The organism is Nocardia brasiliensis ATCC 700358, assembly GCF_000250675.2.
In the GTDB taxonomy this organism is placed as follows: domain Bacteria; phylum Actinomycetota; class Actinomycetes; order Mycobacteriales; family Mycobacteriaceae; genus Nocardia; species Nocardia brasiliensis_B.
This window is the reverse complement of sequence record NC_018681.1, coordinates 3,439,679-3,457,512: the sequence shown is the minus strand read 5'-3', so window position 1 is coordinate 3,457,512 and position 17,834 is coordinate 3,439,679. Positions and strand designations below refer to the sequence as shown.

The 17,834-nt window shown below is 69.5% G+C and carries 17 protein-coding genes; 8 read left to right on the top strand and 9 right to left on the bottom strand.

The annotated features are described in order from the left end of the window. The first annotated feature begins 2 nt into the window (after positions 1-2). The 4 genes from O3I_RS15650 to O3I_RS15635 all read left to right on the top strand — a co-directional run bounded on the left by O3I_RS15650 (position 3) and on the right by O3I_RS15635 (position 4,858). Positions 3-1,004: an asparagine synthetase A gene (locus tag O3I_RS15650; protein WP_041562636.1), complete on the top strand. Its 1,002-nt coding sequence runs from the start codon at positions 3-5 to the stop codon at positions 1,002-1,004. After that, positions 1,001-2,275 (top strand): glutamate synthase-related protein, encoded by a 1,275-nt coding sequence (locus O3I_RS15645; RefSeq protein WP_014983906.1) that lies wholly within the window; start codon positions 1,001-1,003, stop codon positions 2,273-2,275. Before O3I_RS15650 ends, O3I_RS15645 begins: the two co-directional genes overlap by 4 nt. A gap of 29 nt (positions 2,276-2,304) precedes the next feature. Then, positions 2,305-3,219, top strand: coding sequence for a ketopantoate reductase family protein (locus O3I_RS15640; RefSeq protein WP_041563862.1), 915 nt, complete (start codon positions 2,305-2,307; stop codon positions 3,217-3,219). A 265-nt stretch (positions 3,220-3,484) separates the two neighbouring features. Then, positions 3,485-4,858, top strand: a complete 1,374-nt coding sequence (locus tag O3I_RS15635) for a glycosyltransferase 87 family protein (protein WP_014983904.1) — start codon at positions 3,485-3,487, stop codon at positions 4,856-4,858. Here the strand turns inward: O3I_RS15635 and O3I_RS15630 are convergent. Together O3I_RS15630 and O3I_RS15625 are read right to left on the bottom strand one after the other, a co-directional pair. Continuing rightward, positions 4,848-5,390, bottom strand: coding sequence for a phosphohydrolase (locus tag O3I_RS15630; protein WP_141692320.1), 543 nt, complete (start codon positions 5,388-5,390; stop codon positions 4,848-4,850). The genes O3I_RS15635 and O3I_RS15630 overlap by 11 nt on opposite strands. Positions 5,391-5,469: 79 nt before the next feature. After that, the gene (locus tag O3I_RS15625) at positions 5,470-6,594 is read right to left on the bottom strand and encodes an FAD-dependent oxidoreductase (RefSeq protein ID WP_014983902.1); all 1,125 of its coding nucleotides are present in this window, start codon (positions 6,592-6,594) and stop codon (positions 5,470-5,472) included. Between the two features lie 81 nt (positions 6,595-6,675). Here O3I_RS15625 and O3I_RS15620 point away from each other — a divergent pair, with 81 nt between their 5' ends. After that, positions 6,676-7,365, top strand: coding sequence for a TetR/AcrR family transcriptional regulator (locus O3I_RS15620; protein ID WP_014983901.1), 690 nt, complete (start codon positions 6,676-6,678; stop codon positions 7,363-7,365). Positions 7,366-7,456: 91 nt separating this feature from the next. Continuing rightward, on the top strand, positions 7,457-8,515 hold the full coding sequence (locus O3I_RS15615) for a hypothetical protein (RefSeq protein WP_014983900.1): 1,059 nt from the start codon (positions 7,457-7,459) through the stop codon (positions 8,513-8,515). A 19-nt stretch (positions 8,516-8,534) separates the two neighbouring features. On the opposite strand, the gene O3I_RS15610 is transcribed toward O3I_RS15615, so the two are convergent. Together O3I_RS15610 and O3I_RS15605 are read right to left on the bottom strand one after the other, a co-directional pair. Further along, the gene (locus O3I_RS15610) at positions 8,535-9,227 is read right to left on the bottom strand and encodes a hypothetical protein (protein ID WP_141692319.1); all 693 of its coding nucleotides are present in this window, start codon (positions 9,225-9,227) and stop codon (positions 8,535-8,537) included. A gap of 23 nt (positions 9,228-9,250) precedes the next feature. Further along, entirely contained in the window at positions 9,251-10,285 is a 1,035-nt protein-coding gene (locus tag O3I_RS15605; protein WP_014983898.1) for an NADP-dependent oxidoreductase, read from the bottom strand. 209 nt (positions 10,286-10,494) lie between these two features. Here O3I_RS15605 and O3I_RS45540 point away from each other — a divergent pair, with 209 nt between their 5' ends. Continuing rightward, positions 10,495-10,662 carry a hypothetical protein gene (locus O3I_RS45540; RefSeq protein WP_167829142.1) on the top strand — a complete coding sequence of 56 codons (168 nt, stop codon included), beginning with the start codon at positions 10,495-10,497 and terminating at the stop codon, positions 10,660-10,662. 165 nt (positions 10,663-10,827) lie between these two features. Continuing rightward, positions 10,828-11,979 (top strand): lipase family protein, encoded by a 1,152-nt coding sequence (locus tag O3I_RS15600; RefSeq protein WP_063632251.1) that lies wholly within the window; start codon positions 10,828-10,830, stop codon positions 11,977-11,979. Between the two features lies 1 nt (position 11,980). On the opposite strand, the gene O3I_RS15595 is transcribed toward O3I_RS15600, so the two are convergent. From O3I_RS15595 to O3I_RS15575, 5 genes are read right to left on the bottom strand one after another with little or no spacing between them, the layout of a single operon-like run. Then, positions 11,981-13,327, bottom strand: a complete 1,347-nt coding sequence (locus tag O3I_RS15595; RefSeq protein ID WP_014983896.1) for a hypothetical protein — start codon at positions 13,325-13,327, stop codon at positions 11,981-11,983. A gap of 17 nt (positions 13,328-13,344) precedes the next feature. Beyond that, entirely contained in the window at positions 13,345-14,184 is an 840-nt protein-coding gene (locus tag O3I_RS15590) for an ABC transporter permease (RefSeq protein ID WP_014983895.1), read from the bottom strand. Positions 14,185-14,221: 37 nt separating this feature from the next. Further along, complete coding sequence (locus tag O3I_RS15585) at positions 14,222-15,190, bottom strand: daunorubicin resistance protein DrrA family ABC transporter ATP-binding protein (RefSeq protein ID WP_014983894.1); 969 nt, start codon at positions 15,188-15,190, stop codon at positions 14,222-14,224. Beyond that, the gene (locus O3I_RS15580) at positions 15,187-16,431 is read right to left on the bottom strand and encodes a glycosyltransferase (protein ID WP_014983893.1); all 1,245 of its coding nucleotides are present in this window, start codon (positions 16,429-16,431) and stop codon (positions 15,187-15,189) included. Before O3I_RS15580 ends, O3I_RS15585 begins: the two co-directional genes overlap by 4 nt. 31 nt (positions 16,432-16,462) lie before the next feature. After that, a complete protein-coding gene (locus O3I_RS15575) occupies positions 16,463-17,809 on the bottom strand; it encodes a hypothetical protein (protein ID WP_014983892.1) in 1,347 nt (448 codons plus the stop codon). Positions 17,810-17,834: the final 25 nt, after the last annotated feature.

Below are 17,834 nucleotides of genomic sequence, written 5' to 3'. Positions count from 1 at the left end.
CTTTGCCTGAAACGACGGAACCAGCGAGATCGGCTCTACCGCTACCGCGCGCACATCTCACCTCGAAACGAACCATCGCCGCATTGACCGTGCAGGCCCGTTTCCTGGCGGCCGCGCGGGAATTCCTGACCGCGGAGGGCTTCACCGAACTGCTGCCGCCCATCATCGGTCCGGTGACCGATCCGGGCGCCCGCGGCGCGAAACAGGTCGACATCGACTACTACGGTCACCGCTACAAGCTGATGACCAGCGGCATCCTCTACAAACAGTCGTCGCTGCTCGCTTTCGAGAAGATCTTCCACGTGGCGCCGAACGTGCGGCTCGAACCGCTGGAGACCGCGGTGACCCACCGCCACCTCGCCGAATTCCACCAGCTCGACGTGGAGATCGCGAACGGATCCCGCGAGGACGCCATGGACGTGGCCGAACGCGTGACGAAGTACGCGGTGGAATACGTCCTGAGCAACGCCCAGACCGAGCTGGAGGTGCTCGGCCGCGATCTCGAACAGTTGAAGCAGGTGATCGCGGGACCCTACGGCCGCAAGCGCCACACCGCCGCGGTGCAGGAACTGCGCGGGCTCGGCTACGACCAGCGCGAGCACACCGAAATAGATTGGGCCGGTGAGGAAATCATCTCCGCAGCGGCGACCGCCCCGTTCTTCATCACCGACTACCCGAAGGGCTCACGCGGCTTCTACGACAGCGAGAATCCCGAAGAGCCCGGGATGCTGCGCAATTTCGACCTGATCTTCCCGGGCGGATTCGGCGAGATGATGAGCGGCAGCGAACGCGAGTCGGACTACCGCACGCTGCTCACCCGGATGCGCGAGACCGGCGAGAATCCGGCGAAGTACGAGTGGTACCTCACCCTCGCCCGCGAAGGCCTTTCGCCCAGTGCGGGTTTCGGGCTCGGCGTGGAGCGGTTCACTCGCTTCCTGGCCGGGTTGGACGCGGTGTGGCAGGCCACCGCCTACCCCAAGGTGCCAGGGGAGCCCCGGCCATGAGTGCGCTGTCGGCGCCCGGTTTTCCCGAACACGAGGTACGGGCGCGGGCGCGGACGGCGGCGGGCGCGGTGTTTCCCGACGACGCGCACTACGGTTCCCGGCTGTTCGGGCAAAGCCGGGGCGAGGCGCCCCGGCCGGGCAGCCCGGATGCGATCGACCACGCCCGGCTGGTGCCACCGGTCTTCGTGCCGCTGCGCGAGGAGAAACTGTTCGACCTCGGCCGCGAGCCGCTGGCCGGTGACGTCGACCTGAGCACCACCATCGGCGGCCTGCGCTCGACGTTGCCGGTGTACGTATCGGCCTTCGGTTCGACCGCGGTGGCCGACGGCGATCTGGGCGTGGCGGTGGCCGCGCAGGCCGGCACGGCCGGAGTGCCGATGGTGATCGGCGAAAACATCGTTCCCGTATCGGGTTACGGCCGGATGGTGGCCGAAGCGCCGAGCTCGCTGCTGCGCCGGCTCACCGAGTACACCAAACGCGCGGCCGACGACGCCGGTGGCGTGATCGTGCAGCAGAGCACCGAGGACGCCGACGCCGAAGTGTGGAACCTGGTGTACAGCGATCCGTCGAGCGAACCACTGCTGGCCAGTGGACGTTTGGCGTTCGAATTGAAGGTAGGGCAGGGCGCGAAACCGGGTGTCGGCGGCATGACCCTCGTCCCCAGGACACGGGCCGCCGATCTTTCGGCCCAGTACGACATCGTGGACATCTACGACAGCGCCGACGCCCCGATGCTGCGCTGCGCCACCCCCGGCACGTTCACGCCCGAGATCCTGCGGCAGCAGATCCGGTTGATGCGCAACAACTATCCGCGCTGCCGCGTCTGGGTGAAGCTGCCGCCCGCCCGGGACGTGGGCGACGCGGCGGAGATCGCGTGGGCGGCGGGCGCCGACGCCGTGACGGTCGACGGCGCCGAAGCGGGTACCGGCTGGGCGCCGCACGGCTTCCTCGAGCATGTCGGCCTGCCCTTGGCCGAATGTCTGCACCGGGTCGCCGGGCGTGACCGGCAGGGCCGCAGTCTGCTGGTCTCCGGAAGGTGCTGGGAGGGAACCCGGGTCGTCAAATGCCTGGCCCTCGGCGCGTCCGCCGTCGGCCTGGGGCGGGCCGCCCTGGTCGCCGCCGACGAGAACGCCGATCATGGACTGACGAACCTGCTGTCCGCGTTCGAGCTGGAACTGCGGCTGCTGATCAGCGCCCTCGGGAAGTACCGGGTCACCGACGTGGCGGCCGAGGACATCTGGTTCTCCGCGACCGACGAAAGGATCCCATGAACGCAGTACAGCCAGGCACCATGAACACAATGTCGCCATGGCGGGTGGCGGTACTCGGCCCCGGCGGTGTCGGCGGGCTGGTGGGCGCGCTGCTGGCGCGGGCCGGCCACCGCGTGCTCTTCCTCGGCGGCGAGGCGACCACCGACGCCGTGCGCGAACACGGAATCCAGGTGCGCAGCAACCTCTTCGGCGACTTCACCGCGAAAGCCGAGGCGGATACCGAGCTGCGCGAGCCCGTCGACCTGTGCCTGGTGACGGTGAAACAGAATGTGCTCGGCGACGCCGTCGAGCGGGTCTCCCCCGAACTGCTCGGCGACGGCCTGGTGGTGCCGCTGCTCAACGGTATCGAACACCCGGCGGCCCTGCGCGCGCGGTTCCGTCCGGAACTCGTTGTGCCCGGGGTGATCCGGGTCGCCTCGACCCGGGTGGCCCCCGGTGTCATCGAGCACGGCAGCCCGTTCGTGGAGATCGATCTGGCCGGTGCCGCAACGCCGTCCGAACGCCTCGCCGCGCTCGCCGCCATGCTGGACGAGGCCGGGGTAAAGGCCACGGTCCGTCCGGACGAGGCGGCAATGCTCTGGGGCAAGTTGTTCTTCCTCGCGCCGTTCGCCCTGCTGAGTACGCGGCACCGCTGTCCGGTCGGCGAGCTGCGCACGGTGCATCGCGGCGAACTGGTCGACGTCGTCACCGAGATCGCCGCAGTGAGCCGGGCGGCGGGCGTGCCCGCCGACGTCGAGGCGGCCCTGCGGTTCTACGACACCTTCCCGCCGGAGGCCAAGTCGTCCATGCAGCGCGACGCCGAGGCCGGTAGGCCATTGGAACTCGACGCCATCGGCGGCGCACTGCTGCGCATCGCCGCGCGGCACGCGGTGCCCGCGCCGCTGACCGAGCAATTGGTCACCGACCTGACACCGCTGAGCGACGGGTCGGCGTCCGCCCGCTGACCCCTGCTGCCGGCGACTGGGTAGCCGGCAGAGCAGCCCCCTCCGACCTCGTCGGAGGGGGCTGTTTTCGGTGTGTGGCGCGCTACCGCCGAGCGCCGCTCGAGTACCGGTCCAGCCGGCTCGGGAAAGATGCGGTTAAAGTATCGGGGCTCTACTACGAATACCCAGCGTGTGTCACCGTAGGAATAGGAGCTCGAATTGTTGCAGGCAGGTCAGTTCCCCGCGATAGCGCATCCGTTCCGCCGCACTCCGCGACGCTAGACCGTTGGCCGTCGAGGAGAAGGTCTCCCGCGCGGACAATGGCGTCGGCACCGTGACGTTGGCGCTCTGCGCGATTGCCGCCGTTGTAGTTCTCGTCTGGCATGTATACGCGCTGCCGATCGGGAACGGATATTACGGACTTTTCGGCAACAACGTCGACCTGTGGGTATACCGCGCGGGTGGGGACGCCCTGTTGCACGGCAGCGGGCTCTACGCCGGGCCGGTGTTCTTCGAAATGGAGTTCACCTACACCCCGTTCGCCGCGCTCGCGTTCGTGCCGCTCACGCTCATGAGTTTCGGCGTGACCGAAATTCTCTGGTGGATAGCGATTTTCGCGGCCCTGGTCGGCATCGTCCGCTGCTGCCTGCGCACGCTCGGCTATCCGAATACGCGGCGCACCTGGGTTTTCGCCGTCCTGCTCGCGGTCGTCTGCACCTCGTTCGAGCCGGTGCGGACCACCATCTGGCTCGGCCAGATCAACGTCTTCCTGGTGTTGCTGGTCCTCTGGGACCTCACGCGCACGCGTTCCGCGGCGCGCGGCATCGGCGTGGGCATCGCCGCCGGAATCAAGTTGACCCCGGCCTTCTTTCTGATCTACCTCGCGGGCACTCGCCAGTGGCGCACCTGGCGAATCACCGCCGCGGCCCTGCTCGCGACCGTCGCGATCGGCTTCCTCGTACGGCCGGCCGATTCGTGGAGTTACTGGGGACAGCAATTCACCCGGTCGGGTCGCGTCGGGCTGGTCGATTCACCGGCCAATCAATCCGTCAACGGGTTTCTCGCGCAAATGCTGAGATTTTATGACGTGCAACGTTTCTCGTCGCCGCTCGGCACCACGACGGTTTATCAGCCGCCGCTGTGGATGTGGCTCGCGGTGACCGTTCCGGTGGCTGCCCTCGGAATGGCGGCGGCCGTGGTCGCTTTCCGCCGCCGCAACGAACTACTGGCGATCACCCTGACCGGAATGACCTCGGCCTGCGTTTCTCCTTTCTCGTGGGGACACCATTGGGTCTGGTTGGTACCGCTGTTCGTCCTGACCTTGCACCACGCCCGCACCGCGCACACGACATGGCGCTTCCTGCCCGCCATCGCCGTGCTCATACCCAGCTTCTGCTGGTGGTGGAACTATTGGGGCGGCCCAGCGCAATTGGAAGCGCCGCACCCTATCGGCATCGGGTTCTTCATGCTTCCCCGCGACGCCCCCGAATGGTGGATCCACGCCCTGGTCCCGCTCTATTCCGGTTGCTATCCGCTCATTCTGGTAGCCACCGCCACCTATGTTCTCGTCGCCGCACACGCCGCGCGCGCCGCCGATCCGCGGCACGAACCGCAGGCGCCTATGCGACCGATACCGCTGGACGCACCGGCTACCACTTGAGCATCGGCAGCGGCGACAGCGGATGAGTACGAATCCGCTGGGCGCCCAATTGGGCAAGCCTTCGGCGGAATCCGGCGTCGGGGAAGCGCCGGGCGATGGTCCGGTACTCCGCGCGCGGCAGGCCGAAGCGGCGCAACCCGGCCGAGACGTCGACCAGGTCCGCCCGGCGGAACACCTCCACATCCGGATGTCCGGGCGCGCGACGGATCTTGTGGTGCTCATCGATCATGGTGGAGACCAAGGGGATCGACGCGTCCTGCCCGTGGTCGGTGAGCCAGCGCGCGGCGAGTTCGATCGAGGGCGGCAGGTAGTCGAACGTGTGGTGGGTCCACACCCCTAGGTCGTGGAACGCGGCCGCGACTTGGAAGTGCGGCTGCGCGCTGGGTGCCGCCGCGCCCGCGGTGCCGGCCAGCCCGTCACAGAACGACAGCACCCGCAGCACGTGGTTGGTGTAGGCGACCCGGTCGGCACCGAGGTCGTCCGCCCACTCGGCGAGAATCGCCCGGATGGTCTGCTCGAACGGCTGCGGCACGACCGGCACCCCTTCCACCGATAGCAATCAGAAATCACATTGCGATCAGTGTTCACCAAGTAGCGCGGACCGTCAACCATCACCCCTGTTCGAGGAACATATCGCGCAGCGCCTCGGCCGGATTGTCGCCGACCATGCCGCCGAAGAATTCGACCGCCTCGGCCGCGATCGCGGTGCTGCGGGCGAACATCGCCTGCTCATACTCGGCCAGCGCGGTCTCGAGGTCGCCGGGATGCGCGGCCAGGGCTCGGCCGAGTTCCGCACCGTCGAGCATCGCCAGGTTCGCGCCTTCGCCATTGGGGGCCACGAGATGCGCCGCGTCACCGAGCAGCGTCACTCCCGGCACCCGCTCCCAGCGGAACTCCTCGGGCAGCGTGTAGTGCGGCCGGAACACGGGCGCGCTGTCGGCCTCGGTGATCAGCGCGGTGAGCTCCGGCGCCCACCCTTCGAATTCGCGCGCGACGCGGGCGATGGCCGCGGGGGCGTCGGCGAAATCGATGTCGGCGAACCACTCCAGCGACTCCCGCAGCACGACGTAGGTGTGCAACGTGTCGTCCCGTTCCCGGTGCGCGTGGATTTCCCGCTCCGGGCCCGGCGCGATCAGCGACCCGCCGCCGACCGCCCGCGCTGCCGCCTGGTGCCGGGCGTCCGCTTCGAACAGGTACACCTCTACAAACGCCTCCCCGGCATATTCCGGCACAGCCGTGGAGACCAGTGACCGGACTTTCGACCACGCCCCGTCCGCACCGACCAGTAGGCGTGTGCGGATCGGGTCACCCGTCACGAAGCTCACCTCGTAATCGCCCGGATCGACGGCTCGCACGCCGGCGACCTTGTGCCCCCAGCGCACCGTGCCGGACGGCAGCGAGTCGAGCAGCAGCTGCCGCAGGTCGCTGCGCTGAACCTCGGGACGTCCACCCGACCCGTCGTCGGGCTTCTCGAACAGCACGGTCCCGTTCGGGTCGAGGACGCGCATCGCCTGCCTGCCGTCGAGCACGAGGCCGCGGAACTCGTCCAGCAATCCGGCCGCCTCGAGCGCGATCTGCCCGTTGTAGTCGTGAATGTCGAGCATCCCGCCCTGCGCGCGTGCCGTCGGCGAGGCCTCTGCCTCGTAGACCGTGGCGGGTATGCCGTGCACGTGCAGCACGCGGGCCAGCGTGAGACCGCCCAGACCTGCGCCGATGATCGTAATCGGGGTAACCATGACAATTCCTCCTAAACGTGATGGAACGCCGTTCCATACGACCATGTTGGAACAACGTTCCAGACGTGTCAAGATGGGCTGGTGGCGACCAAGAAGCAGCGGGCCGAACGACGCACGGACGCACTGTCGAAGCAGCGGATCGTCGAGGCCGCCGTGGCCCTGCTCGACGCCACCGGCGAGCACGGCCTCACCTTCCGGGCGCTGACCGAGCGGCTCGCCACCGGCGCCGGCGCGATCTACTGGCACGTCGCGAACAAGGACGAATTGCTCGCCGCCGCCACCGAGGCCGTGGTCACCGCCGCCCTCGCCGTCGAGCCGACCGATCCGCCGGGCACACCGCAGGACGAGATCCGGGCCGTGGCCCTCGGCCTGTTCGACGCGATCGACGAACACCCCTGGCTGGCAACCCAACTCGCGCTACACCTGTCCCGCGCCCCGATGGGACCGGTGACGCCCCGCCTCTTCGAACGCATCGGCCGCGCGGTGCGCGCCCTCGGCACACCCGAAAGCAGTTGGTTCACTGCGACTTCGGTGCTCGTGCATTACATCCTCGGCGCGCTCGGCCAGAACTCCGCCAGCGCTCGCACCCTCGGGCCCGCCACGGATCGCGCCCAATTCCTCGACGCCGTGGCCACGGCGTGGGCCGCACTCGACCCCGACGAGTACTCGTTCACCCGAGCCATCGCCGAGCAGGCCCGCCACCACGACGATCGCGAACAATTCAGCACCGGCATCGACCTCGTGCTGCGCGGTATCGCCGCACTCTGCTGATCGGAATCGAGTCGGCCCGATTGAAAGCCGCTGGACGGGTTACTGTTCAGACGGTAGTGATTCGGGGCTCGGTACGAGGAGATCCAACGCCATGCTGGTGCTCAACGGCGCTCGGGACGACATGCCGGAGCCGCAACGGCTCGTCATCGACTGGCTGCACACCTGGACCGGGCCGTATCTGATTCCCGGCGTTGCGATCTCGAATTACTCGCTACCCGAGGGCCCGGCGACCGATCTGCTGGTGATCACGCCGAACGCGTGCATCGCCATCGCGGTCGAGGGAATGCTGCTGAAGGAGAGCGGCACACTGCGCTGCCCCGCCGAAGAGCGCTGGCAACTGACAGGTTTCGACGGCGACCCGGTACGGGTTCCGGCGGGCGACCCGAACCCGCTGCCGCGGGTGCGCGCCGCGATGGACAGCCTGGCACAGCATTTGGCGAGTGCGGCCGACATCGATACGAATGTCACCGGGCTGGTGCTGGTGCTGCCGCAGGTCGGCACTGCCGTCACGGCCGACCCCGGCGGACCGCTGCCCGCGGGGATCGAGGTGCTCGCCGGGGAACTCCGGGAACTACGCGGCTGGTTCCGCACCACCGCCCGCCGCGAGATCGCGTGGACCGCCGAACAGGTGCGAGCCGCGTTGGCCGCGTTGCACTTCCCCGACGCGGTCACCGTCGCCCAGCTGGCCGCGGAGGGATTCCGCAGCGCGGAGGCGGACCGACCACCCGCACCGACGCACGCTCCCCCGGTCACCCCGGGCCCGCCGCCGACCCTGCCCGGCCCCGCCGATGCCCCGCCGCCCACGGAACCGGTCCCGGCGTCGCTGTCCACCACCGGCGCGGCGCGCGCCAAACGCCCCGTCGGCAAACCCGAATCCGCCAAAACCAGCTCCGCCAAACCGCGCGCGAACCGCGGCCCGCTGCTCCTGGCGATCGGGGCTGTGGTGGCGGTGCTGATCCTCGGCGGCGCCATCTGGCTTTTCGCGAAATCGGGCTCGACCGTCGGGCCGCCCGACACCGGCAACCACAGCGTGACCGAGCCGCCGCCGCAACTGCCCATCGAAGTCCCGCCGCCCACCACCGAGCCCACCACCGAAGCGCCGTCACCTCGTACCCCGCAGGGCTGCTTCCCCTTTCAACCGGACTGCTGAACGGCCGGCCTGCACGGTGTCAGGCCGGGTCGGTGATCAGGTGGAGGTAGGCGGTGTCGAGGGGCATGTCGACGGCGAACCAGGCGGCGGGGCGGTCGTCGTCGCGGGGGCACCATGCGGTGGCGACGCACAGGCGGGCCGCTTCGGCGGGGGTGAGGTCGGGGAGGTGCCAGGCCACGCGGGCCGGGTCCGCGTACCGCACGCCGTAGTCGGCGCTGCTGTCGTCTTTCGGCAGCAGGCGCGCCCACCGGTAGGGAAACAGCCGGCCGTCCTTCGCCTGCATGGCGAGCAACTCGGTGTCGGGGCCGCCGATCGACACCATGAAATGCTCGTTCTCGACACTCACCGCCGCGAGACATTCGCCGGAGTCCGGGCCGCCGTACGCGTCGGCGGGCAGGTCGGTGAGTTCGGCCACGACCACCAGCCCAGGCACTTTCGCGTGCGCCTGCACCTGCCAGATGCCCGCCCACACCGGAATCGGCGCGCCACCGTCCCACGGCACGACGTCGACACTGCCGAGCAGCAGATCGATCGTCGCGGCCGCCTGTTGCCACCGGTGTAGATGCGTGCCATTGGGCAAGCGCCACAGCGCATTCGATTCCGCGGGCAATGCTTCCGACCCGATCCGGACGGAGAACTCGACGGTGCCGAGCGGAGTGTCGACCACGGCGGGTCGACGGTCTACCTGAGCCAGGTCGTCGGTAGGAAGCATGCGCCCATCATGCAGGGCCGGGTTCAGGCCGATTCGACCCGGACGAGTTGCTTGCCGATGTTGCTCCCTTCGAACAGACCACGCAGCGCCGCGGGCGCCGATTCGAGACCGTCGACGATGTGCTCGGCCACCATGATCTTTCCCGCCGCATGCCACCTGGACAGTGCGCCGAAGGCCTCGGCGAAGCGGTCCACGTAGTCCAGCACGATGAAACCTTCCATCCGCGCGCGCTTCATCATCAACTCCGGGTAGTTGCGCAACGCGTACGCCTCCCCGTCGGCGGTGTAGCCCGAGGCGATGCCGCCGCACAGCACCACCCGGGCCTGCATCGCGAGAGTGGCCAGCCCATCGTCCAAAATGCTGCCGCCGACACTGTCGAAGAACACGTCGATGCCCGCGGAAGCGGTGTCGGCCAAACGTTTCCGCACGTTCTCGTGCTTGTAGTCGATGGCGACGTCGAAACCGGCACTCTCGGTGAGCCAGGAACACTTCTGTGGGCCGCCCGCGATCCCGATCACCGTGCAGCCCAAGGCCTTCGCGATCTGCCCCGCGACCGATCCGGTGGCCCCCGCCGCGGCGCTGACCACCACCGTGTCGCCCGCCCCCGCCCGGCCGATGTCGACCATGCCGAAGTACGCGGTCAATCCGGTGACCCCGAACAGGCTCAACATCAGCTTGGGGTCGACACCGCCGGGCACGATGTTCAATCCGAACAGTCCCTGCCCCGAAGCCACGGCGTAGTCCTGCCACCCGACCATGCCCGCGACCCACGCCCCGACCGGATAGTCCGGATGGTTCGACGCGACGATCTCGCCGACGCCGCTGCCGCGCATCACTGTGTCGAGCGGCACCGGATCGATGTAGTTGTCGCCGTCGTTGAGCCAGCCCCGCTGGGTCGGATCGATGCCGAGCCAATGCACCCGCACCAGCGCTTCGGCCGGGCCGATTTCCGGCACGGGTGCGTGCAACAGCTCGAAGTCGCTGTCGCGCACCACATCTACGGGTCGACGTCGCAACACCCAGTGCCGGTTGCCGAGTTCGCGGTGCACAGAAGCCATGCCACCGAGTGTGTCAGTGCGGGCAAGTCCTTTTGTGACCACCACCAGCATCGGCGCGGCCGGGTTGTGCCGGCGCCAAAGGTTTCCCACTTTGTGGGCAGTCGGCTCGCGCACCCGGGCGGGCCGTGAAAACATCTGCGCCAGTTGGCTACCGGAGTGCGGGGACCGGGACCGCATCGTTGGACAGCCGAGAATTCGAGGGAACGACAATGCTTTTGTGGGCAACCACCGCGGGCGCGGCGATCATCGTGCTGCTGCTGCTCGCCGCGACCGCGCGGGCCATGGATCCGCAGAGCCGCGCCGAACGCCGTCGCCGCCACGACCCCGTCCCCCAGCAGCAGTGGCCGCAAACCCGGCACCCCGGCTCGCGCCCGTAATTCACTCCGATCCAGCGATGCAGGGGCGCGGGTCGGCCGACCGAACCCGAGCACAGCGGGTAGCCTGCGGATAGGTCAGTGATCTTCTGACCTGTAGGCAGCTGCCGGATCGGCAGCCGGGACGGAGTTGTCCCGGCCCGGACGGCAATCCCCCGAGGGGCCCGGATGACCGTTCGATGTGTGCGATCGATCGCCGCGCTGATGCTGGCGGCGCTGATGCTGGTCGCGGGCTGCGGGAGCGAAAAGAGCGAGCCTGCGCCGCGCCGACCCGGGCAGGTGATCGAGACCCGGCCGCTGGTGGTCGGCGATGCGCTCGCCGCAGCCGGTACCGCGACATATCTGCGCTACCTCTCGACGGCGGCCTCGGGACAGCCGATCGAGGTGTCCGGCGCGGTCTTCCTGCCCGCGGGACAGGCACCGCAGGGCGGCTGGCCGCTGGTCGGCTTCGGCCACGGCACGGCGGGTGTCACGGCGCGGTGCGCCCCCACCGGTTCGCCGAACCTGTTCGGCGCGGCCACCACCGTCGCGGAGTTGCTGCGTGCGGGGTACGCGGTCGCCATGACCAACTTCCAGGGCCTCGACGGCCCTGGCGCTGCACCGTATCTCGACTCCGCGAGTTCGGGTTACAACGTGCTCGACGCGATCCGTGCGGCAGGTCACCTGAAGCTGCCGCTCTCGGATCGGGTTGCCCTGCTGGGGGTTTCGCAGGGCGGCCGGGCGACCGAGGCGGCCGCGGAGTCGGCTCCGCGCTACGCGCCGGAGCTGAAGCTCGTCGCCAACGTACTGATCTCACCCGCGCTGCGGCTGTCGATCGCGTCGAACATCGATGCCGGAACCTTGAGCACGGACCAGTACCTGGTCCTGCCCTATGTCGTGTCCGGGATTCGCGCGCAACGACCGGATTTCGGCTTCGACCAGATCCTGCACGGCCAGTTGCTGGCCGCCGCACCGGCTTTGGCCGCCCGCTGCACCGGCGACGTGCTCGACAGCGGCGTGGCCGCCACGCTCACCCCGGATCAGGCCCGGTTCACCGATGCCGCCGCGCGCGCCGTCGTCACCGACTTCCAGAACCGCACCGAGCTGCCGCAATCGCAGAGCACGGTGCCCACGCTGCTGCTGCGCGCGAACCGGGACGTCCTCGTCGAGACGGCCTGGTCCGATGCCGCGGCGGCGAACATGTGCCACAAGGGAATTCCGTTGCGCGACGTGGTGCTGCCCGGCGACCACAACGGCTTCGAATCCGGCGGCGACCAGTGGCAGCCCTGGCTGGCCGACCGCTTCGCGAACCGCCCGGCGCAGGGCTCGACCTGCGGCTGACCTACCAGAAGGCGGGGCGCAGACCCCAGGCGGCGAATTCCTCTTCGACGAAGCCGCGCAACACTTCCCGGGTGGGAAAGTGGTCGGGGTCGGCCGCGGTGACCGCGAGGAACACCTGTTCGCCGTCGCTGCACCAGGACATGTTCAGCCCGGCCTCGGTGCGCCGGTACAGCTCGGTCTCGGCTTCCTTCAGCATGGGTCGCAACAACACCGCGCGCGCCCGGTGCGCGCCCAGGTGCAGTAGCGGTCCCGCCGCGCCACCCAGGTTGGTGCACAGGCACAGCGGCGCTTTGGAAGTGCGCGCGAGTTTGCGTGCCACCGCGTCCGGGATCACCATCTGCAACGGTTGCAGGTGCTGCAGCGGCGGAACCCGATCAGGATCGTCGTACGCGGTGATCGCGGCCTTGGTCGCGGACCGGATCGCGCCCAGATCGGCGAGTTCGCCCTTGCGATAGGGCACACTGATCGGTATGCCGGTCGTCGCGTTGCCGCGCGGATCGTCCGGCACGCGCAGCGACCGCGGGATCTCGATGCGCGCCAGGTCGCCGTCGCGGATCCGGCCGCTGCGCCCGAGCACCCCGAGGGCCGCGCCGAGCATCAACCCATTGGCGGTGCCGCCGTGCGCGGCGGCAGCGTTCTCCCATTGCGCCAGCGGAATATTCACAATCACCTCGGCCGGGTGGTAGCGCTCTCCCAGCGGCACCACGAGGTCGTCCGGCCGGGGCGGGCGAGGCGGCTCGGTGATCCCGCGCGCCCGGAGCGCGCGCACGATTCCGGTGCCGATGGCCCGCAACTGACCTGCCGCGTCGGCAAGATGGCGCCGCCACACACCGCTTTCGGGTGCGTCGCCGACCAATGCGCCCGAGCTGTCCGCCCGGCTCACCGGCAGTTCGGCCGCGACCCGCGCGAGCGCGTCCCCGATCGCGCCGACCGCGCCGCTGCCGTCCGCGGCGATATGCGAGATCACCAGGGACAGTACGTGTCCGGTGCCGTACGGCGCGATCGAGAGCCGCCAGAGCCGGCCGGTCGCCGGATCGAACTCGACCTCCGCCTGGTCCGCCAGCCAATCGACCAGCGCGCCGTCGCCCACCGGATCTTGCTGCCAGACAAGCGGAATCGACGCGTGGGCCGGCTCCCACCAGGGTCTGGCCAGCGGAATGCGGGAGGTGACCACCCGCCGCGCGAGGAATCCGGCGGCGAGGTGAGCGTGGAAGGCCTGCACCACCGCACGATCCACGGGTCGATCGAACAGCAGCGCGAACTGGTTGACGATGACGGAACCGAAAAGCCGGTCTACTCGGCGAAACAGGTCGTCGTCCGGGGTGAGGCGATTCATCGGTGCGGGCATCGGTATTCCTTCCGCGATCAACGTGGACGCAGCGCTTTGTAGGTCAGCGGCGCGAGCACCACCACCACGATCAGTGCCCCGATCAACGACCACCACGCGTCGGCGCCGAACCGGCCGGTGTCGGCCAGCGTGCGCACCGCCGACACCAGCCGCGAGACCGGGTTCACCGACGAGACGCGACGCAACCACTCCGGCATCGCCGCCGTCGGCACCAGCGCGTTGGAGACCAAGGTGAGCCCGAGCAGGATCAGCGTCGAAATACCTTGCACCGCGGTCGGTCTGGCGACGGTCACGCCCACGTAGGCGAAGATCCAGCTGAGCGCCACGGTCACCAGCACGACGAGCAGCACCGCCACCGCACATCCGAGGGGGTGCTCGGGCCGGTAACCCATCACCGTCCCGACGAGCACCACAATGACCGCGGCCATGCCGTAGCGGACGATCCCGGCCAGCAGCGCGCCGATGATCGGCGCCAGCCGCGCCAACGGCATCGCGGAAAACCGCTCGTGCACACCGGAACTCATGTCCTCACACAGCTGGACGCCGGTCGCGACCGAGGAGGTGAGCACGATCTGCACCAGCACGCCGGGGATGAGGGTCGGCAGATACGCCTGCAAGCTGCCCGCCACCGCGATGCCGAAGATGTTGCCGAACAACACCGGCCCGAGAATGGGCAGCAGCGCCGCGTCGAAGAGCAGTTGCGGGCTGCGCCGGAAGATCAGCAGACCGCGCAATGCCATGATCAGCGACTGGTACACCGCCGCTCGGGTGCTGAGGCGGCGGACCCGTGGCCGTCGATCGATCACCGGTTTCTCGCGCGCCTGGTCGGCCGCCGCGCCTGCCGTCACTACCGCCATCGCATCCTCGATTCCTGAGGTTCCAGTACCCGCGCCATCAGACCGGCGCTCCGTGCGGTGCTTGCGCCCGGTTGGTCAGCGTGAGGAACACTTCGTTGAGTTCCGGCCGGTCGACCCCGAAGCCGCGCAAACCGACACCCGCACGGCGCAACTCGGTCAGCACCACGGTCGCGGTGTCGACATCGCGCAGCGGCACCGAGATCGTCGCGCCCTCCGGGCTGATCCGTACCGCGTTCCCCGCCAGGCGTTCCGCGATCAGGACCGCGGTCTGCACGCCCGCCTGGTCGAGCAGGTCGAGCCGGAGCACGTCCTCGCCGACGGCCGCCTTCAGATCGTCGGCACTGCCCTCGGCGACCACGGTGCCGTTGTCGATGACGGCGATCCGGTCCGACAGCATGTCGGCTTCCTCGAGGTATTGCGTGGTGAGCAGCACCGTCACGCCCTCGGCGACCAGCGCGCGGATGGTGTCCCACATCCGCATCCTGGTGTGCGGGTCGAGGCCGGTGGTCGGCTCGTCGAGAAACAGCAGCGGCGGCGGAATGATCAGGGAGGCAGCCAGATCCAGCCTGCGCCGGGTGCCGCCGGACAGGGTGCGCGCGGGCCGGTTCTGCGCCGCCGTCAGCTGGAACTGCTCGATCAGTTCCGTGGCCCGCGCGTTCGCCGCCCGCCGGGACAGGCCGAGCAACCGGCCGAAGATCTGAAGATTCTCTGTGGCGGAGAGGCTTTCGTCCACCGAGGCGTACTGCCCGGTGAGCCCGATCATGGACCGCACCGCGGTCGCGTCGGCGGCCACGTCGTAGCCGAAGATGCGGGCGCTGCCCCGATCGGGCCGCAGCTGGGTCGCCAGCATCCGCACGATGGTCGTCTTCCCCGCGCCGTTGGGTCCGAGCAGCGCGAACACCGTGCCGCTGGGCACCCGCAGGTCGATCGCGTCGACCGCGCGCACGCCGCCGAAAGACTTGCCGAGCCCCTGCGTTTCGATCGCGATATCGGTGGCCGCGGTCATCGGAGTCCCCCTGCGTTCGCGATGTCGGACGATCGGACGGGTAGCGCCTCGATCAGGTCGGCCGCCACATGCACACCCGCTCCGCGAAATCCGGTGGCGAACCGGGCGGCGCGCGCCGTGACGCCGGGACCCGTCACCTGATCCAGCGCGGCCGCCAGCTTCGCGGCGGACAGGCGCGAAAACGGCAGTGCTACACCGAGACCCAGCGCCTGCACCCGCTGGCCCCAGTACGGCTGATCGGCCATGAACGAGCACACCACCGCGGGCACGCCCGCCCGCAGTGCCGCCGCGGTGGTGCCCGCCCCGCCGTGGTGCACCACGGCCGCGCAGCGCGGCAGCACCGTCGCATGGTCGACGCTGCGGAGCAGGGCGTACTCCGCGGAATACTCGCTCGCGGCGGCGGTGGCGCCCGAAACGAACAGCAGCCGCCGGCCGGCCTCGCGGCACGCGACCCGCACCTGTTCGATCGTCGCGTCGATATCCGGAACCGGCATCGAACCGAACCCCACGTAAACCGGCGCAGGCCCGGCCGCAAGCCAATTCGTCAGCTGCGGATCTTCCTCGGCCGCATCGCCGGGTGGCTGGGTGAAGAAGCCGGTGAACGGCCGGTCCGGGCCCCACTCGTCGCGCAACCCGGGAAACAGCCGATCGTCGTAGGCCTGAATCGCGATGTCCGGCAGCGCCGATGCCCGCGGCGTCGCGCCGTACAGCTGCTCGATATCCGGCGCGATCGCCCATGCCCGCGCCGCGCCCAACGCCGACCAGCAGCGTCGATTCAGCGCACCGGGCAGCTTCGCGCCGAATCCGTTCGGCACCACGGGAACCGCTCGGTTGGGCCGGATCGGGAAGTAGTGCACCGCCGCGAACGGGACTCCGGCGCGCGCGGCCACACCGCGCGCCACCTCCTCGTTCGCCATCGCACCGACGATCAGGTCCACTCCGGCCGCGGCCGCGAGCAGGTCCGCGGCCATCTCGGCGAAGCCCTGCCGGTTCACCGCTCGCAACGCGCGCACGCGGGCGATCGGCCCACCCGCCCCGGCGTTCTCGAACTGGGCGCGCAGCAACTCGTCGGTGTCCAAGCCGAAAGGTGTTGCGGGCACTCCACTCTCGGCCGCGAGCCGGACCAGGTTCGGCGACACGGTGAGCCGCACGTCGTGTCCGCGCCCGATCAGCTCGCGCGCCAACGCGATACCGGGCTGCGCGTCACCCCGGCTGCCGCCGAAGGCCAGCAGTGCTTTCATCGACTCACCTCGTGTTCTGGGACAGAGCCCGTTACAGGAAGACCGGGGCGAGCCCGTAGCCGTCCAAAACCGATCCGACCGCAGCCGAGAGCTGCTGCCGGTCGAGTGGGTGCGGCGGATGCAGCCCTTGGATCCGCAGGCAGATGGCGTCGTTCGACGCGACGAAGCCGCCGAACAGGTAGCCGCCGCACCGGTGGACCTCGTCGAGCGCCTCGAGCCGCTGGGTGATCAGCCCGAGGCTGAAGATGCTCGCGGGAACGCCGGCCACCGTGCGCACCGACGGATCCGGGCAGGTGACGTACGAACAGCCGGTGGTGACCTGATCCTTCGTCAGGTCCCGCGCCAGCTTCCGGAACACCGAAGGCGGCAGTACCAGGGCCAGTTTCAGGAGCGCGTCGTAGGCTCGCCCATCCGCCTCGCGGCGTTGCAGCTTTCGTTTGACCTCGGCCCGGATCTCGGTGAGGTCGTCGCTCGCGCCGGTCCGGTCGACGACGAGATCGATGGCGCCGAGCGCGTTGCCCCGGGTGTCGTGCTGCGGCTGCCGGATGCTGACCGGCATCGCGATCCGGGCACGACCCTGCGCGTCGGTGCGACCGACCCGTGTCGCCAGCTCTGCCATCACCGCGACCGCCAGCGACGCGTCGTTGCCGCCGCGCGCCTCGGCCTGTTTGCGCCACTGCTCGGCGGGCACCACCGCGAGCACGAACGGCAAGGTGAAATCGGTTGGCGGCGTTGCGGTCAGCGGCACCGGCGGGGGTGCCACCGAGCCGTGGTGCGGCTGCTGCCGGGACTCCCGGATGAACCGCGCGACCGTCGGCACGGCGGGCGCCAGGGCCACCAGGCGGCGTACCGCGGCGAACAGGTCGGAGACGAAGAGCCGGAACCGGCCGACCCGGTCCGATTCGAACGACCACGCCCGCGGCGAGGACGCGGCGGCTTCCTCGAGCGCCCGGATCAGTGCCAGCCCGTCGGTCAGGGTGTGCGAAACCAACAGGGACACAGCGGATCCGCCGTCGTCCAGGGCGGTCACGGAGAGCCGCCAAGCCGGGCCGCCGTAGGTGTCCAGCTCGCCGCGCGCCTGCTCGGCGATCCAGTCGGTCACGTGCTCTCTGGGCAGCGCGCCCGCATAACGCTGCACCGGCGCGAACGCGTGCGCGCGCACCCAGCGGTCGCCCGCGGTGCCGATGAACGGGGTCGCGGCCACCCGGCCGAGCACGCCGCGCTGCAAGAGCCGGTGGAACCGGTCGAGCGTCGCATCGCTGACTGCGGTGTCGAACAGCCAGATCGCGTGGATCGACACGGTGTCCGAGCGAACCTGCGTGCGCGCGCTCGCACAGTCCAGATCCGCCATGCGGTGCGGCACGATCACTCCGACCATCGCGGTGCTCCTTCCGATCGATGTG